This is a genomic window from Candidatus Ruminimicrobium bovinum (assembly GCF_902760015.1).
Taxonomy (GTDB): Bacteria; Elusimicrobiota; Endomicrobiia; order Endomicrobiales; family Endomicrobiaceae; genus Ruminimicrobium; species Ruminimicrobium bovinum.
Window position 1 is genome coordinate 1 of sequence record NZ_CACWEU010000190.1, and the last position, 6,473, is coordinate 6,473.

The 6,473-nt window shown below is 28.0% G+C and carries 7 protein-coding genes and 1 pseudogene; 6 read left to right on the top strand and 2 right to left on the bottom strand.

The genetic code is table 11. From position 1 onward, the window contains the following. Positions 1–424, top strand: a pseudogene (locus ACMUOV_RS06410) (hypothetical protein); the annotation flags it as partial. Between the two features lie 364 nt (positions 425–788). Further along, complete coding sequence (locus ACMUOV_RS06415; RefSeq protein ID WP_413854279.1) at positions 789–1,055, top strand: tetratricopeptide repeat protein; 267 nt, start codon at positions 789–791, stop codon at positions 1,053–1,055. Positions 1,056–1,142: 87 nt separating this feature from the next. On the opposite strand, the gene ACMUOV_RS06420 is transcribed toward ACMUOV_RS06415, so the two are convergent. Further along, positions 1,143–1,919, bottom strand: coding sequence for a polysaccharide deacetylase family protein (locus tag ACMUOV_RS06420; RefSeq protein WP_413854280.1), 777 nt, complete (start codon positions 1,917–1,919; stop codon positions 1,143–1,145). Positions 1,920–1,999: 80 nt separating this feature from the next. On the opposite strand from ACMUOV_RS06420, the gene ACMUOV_RS06425 reads away from it, so the two are divergent. Continuing rightward, positions 2,000–2,995, top strand: coding sequence for a glycosyltransferase family 2 protein (locus ACMUOV_RS06425; protein WP_413854281.1), 996 nt, complete (start codon positions 2,000–2,002; stop codon positions 2,993–2,995). A 4-nt stretch (positions 2,996–2,999) separates the two neighbouring features. On the opposite strand, the gene ACMUOV_RS06430 is transcribed toward ACMUOV_RS06425, so the two are convergent. After that, positions 3,000–4,244, bottom strand: a complete 1,245-nt coding sequence (locus ACMUOV_RS06430; protein WP_413854282.1) for a polysaccharide pyruvyl transferase family protein — start codon at positions 4,242–4,244, stop codon at positions 3,000–3,002. Positions 4,245–4,381: 137 nt separating this feature from the next. On the opposite strand from ACMUOV_RS06430, the gene ACMUOV_RS06435 reads away from it, so the two are divergent. The 3 genes from ACMUOV_RS06435 to ACMUOV_RS06445 all read left to right on the top strand — a co-directional run. After that, entirely contained in the window at positions 4,382–4,873 is a 492-nt protein-coding gene (locus tag ACMUOV_RS06435) for a DUF456 domain-containing protein (RefSeq protein ID WP_413854283.1), read from the top strand. A gap of 37 nt (positions 4,874–4,910) precedes the next feature. Next, positions 4,911–5,363, top strand: a complete 453-nt coding sequence (locus tag ACMUOV_RS06440) for a low molecular weight protein-tyrosine-phosphatase (protein ID WP_413854284.1) — start codon at positions 4,911–4,913, stop codon at positions 5,361–5,363. Positions 5,364–5,515: 152 nt separating this feature from the next. Next, positions 5,516–6,473, top strand: a 958-nt coding sequence (locus ACMUOV_RS06445; RefSeq protein WP_413854285.1) for a GTP-binding protein, incomplete at its 3' end; no start/stop codon positions are given.

Genomic DNA, 6,473 nt, shown 5'->3' on the forward strand with positions numbered 1-6,473 from the left:
CAATAAAACAGGTTTAAGAACAAATGTTGAAATCAAAGGGAAAACTCATTATGAAGTGTATGAGTTTTGGCCGTCGGATATTTTAAGTTTGTTTGAAAAGGCAGGTATAAAGAAACAACTCCCGCCAAAATATATGACAAACATAGAACCGGAAGATATATCATTATCCGGAAATCCGCCGAAAATATTTTTACCGTTGGAAGATGTTGTTTATAAAATAGTCCCCGGGAATAAAATAATTCCTTTAAAAGCGGATATTGATGCCGATGCTGATACCATTTATTGGTTTGTTGACGGAAATTTTGTAGGTAACAGCAAGAAAAACGAAACACTTTTTATAACTGCTTTAAGCGGTACACACAATATTATTGCAACAGATGATCTAAACAGATATGCATATTCTTCGTTTACCGTAGAATATTAAATTTGTTGTTTATATTTTAAATTTTCATTTCGCATTTATCTCAATCGAGTACATCTTTTCAGAATCAGCTTGTTTTAACGATTAGGTATATAGAAGTAAAAAGTTGTTTTTAGACAATCTGTTTTGTTTAATAAAATGTATATTTAGATGAAATAATAAAGTAAAATAGGAAATAATATGGATAAGAAAAAACTAACTGCTGAAGATTGTAAAAATTTGGCGGAACAGAATATTAATAATTAAAAAGAAAATAAGATATGGAATTTGCTTTCTAAAATTGCTGTAAAAAAAAGATAAAGAAATAAGAGACGAGCAGTAAAAGCAAGAACTGTTAAACTATTTAACCGACGAGGGTGAAAGTGAAATGTCACTTGCATTAAAGGGAAATGTCAAAAGCCAATTTGTTTTAGGTGAACAATATTATTGTGAAGATAATTTTAAAGAGGCATTCAAATGGTTTTGGCTGGCGGCACAAAACGGACATGCCGAAGCTGCGGATTATTTAAGTGTTATGTATGCAAACGGCGAATATGTTTGCATTAATTATACTTTAAGTTTACAATGGTGTAAAATAGCAGCAAACAGAGGCAGTAAAGAAGCACAGGAAGTTATTGATAATATAAAAAAATAAATTTGAATTGACGGTGAAAGATTACTAAAAATATGATTTAATTTTTTCGGAAAAAGATTAAAAATCTGAGTTAAACTCAAGAACAGCTTAAAAACTGTTTTTGCCTTTTGTAATTAGTAAATAAAAATCAAAAATATTATAATTTTCTTTTATATATAACCTTTTTATGGCTTTTTCTTTGTTCCATTTAAATGGTGTTATTCCTCTTTTTGTTGAAAAATCAAACGAATATCCGCTGTCAAAAACCATAGCCCTTATTTTTTTGTTTGTTGCACCTTTTCCTGAAGGATAAGCAAAAGAATCTATTTTTATATTTAATTTTTTTTCCAATATTTGTTTGGATTCTTTTAATTCTTTTATAATATCGTTATCGTTTAATGTTTGTATATCCGTGGGATGATTGACGGTATGAGAACCGAAAGATATTAAACCGCTGTTTTTCATTTCAAGTAATTGGTTCCAAGTCATACAATTTTTTTGTTCTATAAAATTGCAAGAAATAAAAATATTGGCTTTAATATTTTTTTCTTTTAATATCTTAAAGGCATTTGTATAATTATCCGACCAACCGTCATCAAAAGTTATAAGAACCGGCTTTTCGGGTAATTTGAAAGTTTCATCTTTATAAGATTTTGATAATTCTTCCAAAGTTATAGGTGTGTATTTGTGTTTTAATAAAAAATCCATTTGTTTGGAAAATTTTTTAGGTTCAACATATAATGCTTTTTCCAAATCACAAGTTTCATCATATTTATAAATATGATGATACATCAAAACTGTTAACCCTTTTTTTGCAGGCAACCACCATGGATATTTTGCGGAAAAAATTATTAATATAATAACCAGTAATATAATTGTAAACATAACACATATTATAACATTTTATATTTTGAAAAAAGTATTTTTTATTGTAGAATAGATTGAAATCGAATTGAGGTAAACAAATGCCAAAAATATCTGTAATAGTGCCTGTATATAATGTGGAAAAATATTTATCACAGTGTTTGGACAGTATATTAAACCAAACATTCAAAGATTTTGAATGTATATGTGTAAATGACGGTTCAACCGATAATTCGCTATCGGTATTACAGGAATATGTAAATAAAGATAATAGAATAAAAATAATAAATCAGGAAAACAGAGGATTGCCCGGTGCAAGAAATTCTGCATTAAAAATTATTAATGGTAAATACATTACTTTTATTGATTCAGATGATTTTGTATCGAGTGATTATTTAGAGAAACTAACAAATATTGCAGAAAAAGAAAACAGTGATATAGTTTATTGCAGACACAAAATGTATTATTCTTTGGATAATAAGTACGAGAAAGGACCAAATAGAGAAAAACTTAATACTCTTTTTTATGAATATTCAAAATCAAGACAAACAGATAAACAACTTGAATGTATTTTGGATATAGTGGAAAATTCAAGGTCCGCTTGTATGAAATTATATAAAACCGATGTTATAAAGGATAATACTATTTTATTTTTTGAAGATATTTATGCGGAAGAAGATTTTGCTTTCAATATTTTAGCCAATTTATATTCTAATAAAATAAGTTTTTTGGATGAGGAACTTTATTATTACAGAAAACAAGTCGATAGTCTTACTGCAAAAAAAGAAAAATTAAGAATAAATGCTTTAAGGTCTTTTATTACACTTACAAATTTTTTATACAAAAGAAATTTGTTAGAAAATTCACCGATATTGCAAAATTTTATTATAAACGGATTTGTTTACAGATTAGGTAAAAAATTTTCTAAATCAAAACAAAAAGAGATGTATCCTTATATACTTGAACATTTTTTATATTTGAAAAGTATTTTAAAGTCATCTTTTTTTAGGGTTGGTAAAATAAATTTTTATATTTTAATTATAAAAATATTTAATATTAAAAGTTTTGTGATTTTCAGAATGTTAAAAAATTTTTAATCTTTTAATTTTTATAAGCCAAATATTTGGTTAAAAATTGTTCCATGGTTAAATTCAAACTTTTCAAATGTTCCGTGTTTGCCGTGTTTTTAATGTTACAATTTTTTATTATGTCATCAATGTTTTTTAAATCGTTTTGTTTTAATAAATGAACATTTTTCATTTGTTTCATGGATTGTTCATATACTCCGAATACTTTACCGTAATTATTATCAAATAAAAAAACTTCTTTATTTAATAATGCGGATGAAATTCCTGCATGCAATCTGTCCGTAATAATAACATCTGCACAATCTATTGCACTGAAAAAAAGTTCCGAAAGTATTTGAACGTAAGCATTGTCCGAACAGGATTTGTCTCCTATCCCGCCGCAAACAGATAAATCAAAAGAGTTTATATTTGTTTTATCTTTAAATATTTTTTCATCATCTTGCCTCAATAAATATGCTATTTTAATTTTATCTTGTTTAATAAAAGATAATATGTTTTTCACTTTATCGTAAATTACACAATACTTTATAAAATAATCATTCAATATATTCCTTATTTTTTTTATGGAATATTTTTTTAAGTTTTCGTTTAAATTGTTTATTTGCATATTTGTAAAGCCGGTGTTATAATAAAAATTTGTATCAGTGGCAAAAGCCATATCATCGGCAAGATAAACATTTGCTTTTGTGTTAGAATTAATTAAATAATTATAACTGTTTTTTTCTCTGCAAAAAATCGTAAATCTTTCGTCTAATAGTTTTATGAACTCAGGTATATCATAAAAACTTTCAGACAGAATAATACATTGTTTCATCAATTTATTTTTTAAAATATTAAAAATTTTTTTATGCTCTTTTTTATACAATCCTACAAACATACCTCCTCCACCATACACAAAATTAAAAGGAATTTTTAAATTTGTATAATTGTACAAGTTTATATGCAACACATTTTTAAAAGAGTTAAAAAGTTGGAATTCACTGTTAGCAATAAATATATCGCCTAAGTTTCCTTTGTTATGTAAGAAATAAAAATTTTTTAATTCCTTTAATTTATCTAATATGACATTGTTTGGCTTTGGTTGTATTTCTGTTTTGGATTTATGAAATTTAGAAATATTATTGTTTATGTTTTTAACAGTGTTTATCAAATACTTATCGGTAATATTTAGTTTTCTTTTTATTTTGAATAACTTGAAATTAATGAAATATAACCTTCTGTATATATTTTCTTCTCTAAAATAAAATATTTTATTCATTATATTTTTCTTTTTATATTTTATTAAAAATTTTTTTATCCTTATATTAATTTAATATTATATAATAATAAATTACAAGTTAAAAATTTTTTTCGCACTAATTGAATATTATATGCTAAAATAATTCGGGAAATAATATGTCAATATTTTTGATGGTTTTAGCTTTTATTTTTATTATAGTCGGGTTGGCAGGTTCTTTTCTGCCTGTAATTCCGGGGCTTCCGTTAGGGTGGCTCGGTTTGTTTGTTGCATTTTTTTCTAAAAGTTGTACATTAAGTATATGGACTTTGATTATAACTCTTTTGCTAATGATTATTGTTACGGTTATGGATTATATTATTCCTTCAAAAATGGTTAAAAAAAGCGGCGGAACAAAAAGCGGGGAACGCGGTGCATTAATCGGTAGTATGGCAGGAATAATTTTTGTAAATCCGATGATTTTAATTTTCGGCTCTTTCATAGGTGCATTAATCGGTGAACTTATAAACAATTCCAAAGATATTAAAAAAGCATTAAAATCCGCATTAAGTTCGTTTGCAGGTTTTCTTTTAGGTACCGGAATAAAAGCTTTTTTAACATTGTCATTTCTTTTAATTCTGATTTTAAATATTTTATTCGGGTTATTTTAGCCCAGGGCATTATAAATAAAATTTAAGAGGATATACGGTGAAAAAGATATTATTTGTTTGTCACGGAAATATATGCAGGTCGCCTATGGCGGAATTTATTTTTAAAGATATGCTAAAAAAGAAAGGTTTGGAAAAATCCTTTGAAGTTGCATCTGCCGCAACAAGCACGGAAGAAATAGGTAACGGTGTATATCCGCCCGCAAGACAAATATTGGCAGAACACGGTATTTCCTGTAACGGAAAAACTGCAAGACAAATAACAAAAGCGGATTATAATTATTATGATTTAATTATAGGTATGGACAGTGCAAATATATACAATATGCATAGAATGTGGAATGATACAGATAATAAAATAAAACATATTTTGATAGACTTTACAAAAATAAATCGCGATGTTGCAGACCCTTGGTACACCGGTGATTTTAAACAAAGTTATGATGATTTGGTTTTAGGTTGTAAAGCCGTATTGAAAAAATTTATTCTTTAAGTATTATGTTTTTCTTGACAATTTATTTTTAAATTTTATATAATGCCCAAAATATCCGTGTGATGTTGCAATCATATATATATCATCACACAGATTGTATTTTTTGTTTTTTATTAAAAAGAAGAAAGTAAATTTTTATTTTGAGGTTTAATATGGCAAGAGAATTTCCTTTAGAAAAGGTTAGAAATTTCGGTATAGCTGCTCATATCGATGCAGGTAAAACAACTACTACCGAAAGAATTTTATTCTATACCGGTAGAACACATAAAATAGGTGAAGTGCACGAAGGTGCGGCAACCATGGACTGGATGGAGCAGGAAAGAGAAAGAGGTATAACCATTACTTCCGCTGCTACATATTGTAAATGGAAAGATATGCAATTTAACATAATAGATACCCCGGGACATGTGGATTTTACTGCAGAGGTAGAAAGAAGCTTAAGAGTTCTCGACGGTGCTGTTGTGGTATTTGATTCCGGTAACGGAGTTGAACCGCAGTCTGAAACCGTTTGGAGACAAGCCGACAAATACCATGTTCCCAGAATAGTTTTCAGTAACAAAATGGATAAAATAGGTGCCGATTACTTTATGGTTATTGAACAAATAAGAGAAAAACTCGGTGCAACACCTTTAACAATGCAAATTCCTATCGGTGCAGAAGCCGACTTTAAAGGTGTAATAGATTTGGTTGAAATGAAATCCATTATTTGGAAAGGTGAAGAATTAGGTGCAAAATTTGATGTAGGTGAAATTCCTGCGGAATTTGCAGATAAAGCAAAAGAATTAAGAAGTAACTTAATAGAACTTATCGCTGATTACAGCGACGATGTTATGAATTGTTTCCTCGAAGGTAAAGAACCTACCGTAGCACAAATAAAACAAGCAATCAGAACGGCAACATTACAAATAAAATTAATTCCTGTTTTCTGCGGAACATCTTTTAAAAATAAAGGTGTTCAGCCAATGCTTGACGCCGTTTGCGATTATTTACCTTCACCGTTAGACAGAAAAGATTTACATTGTATAGATGCAAATACAAATGAAGAAACTTCAAGACCGGCTGACGATAATGCTCCTTTCGCAGCTTTGGCCTTTAAGATACAAGCAGACC

Bases quoted from the DNA above. Each gene is read 5' to 3' on its own strand.
- ACMUOV_RS06435 (WP_413854283.1), top strand. From the start codon at position 4,382: ATGTCAATATTTTTGATGGTTTTAGCTTTTATTTTTATTATAGTCGGG.
- ACMUOV_RS06430 (WP_413854282.1), bottom strand. From the start codon at position 4,244: ATGAATAAAATATTTTATTTTAGAGAAGAAAATATATACAGAAGGTTA.
- ACMUOV_RS06425 (WP_413854281.1), top strand. From the start codon at position 2,000: ATGCCAAAAATATCTGTAATAGTGCCTGTATATAATGTGGAAAAATAT.
- ACMUOV_RS06415 (WP_413854279.1), top strand. From the start codon at position 789: ATGTCACTTGCATTAAAGGGAAATGTCAAAAGCCAATTTGTTTTAGGT.
- ACMUOV_RS06420 (WP_413854280.1), bottom strand. From the start codon at position 1,919: ATGTTTACAATTATATTACTGGTTATTATATTAATAATTTTTTCCGCA.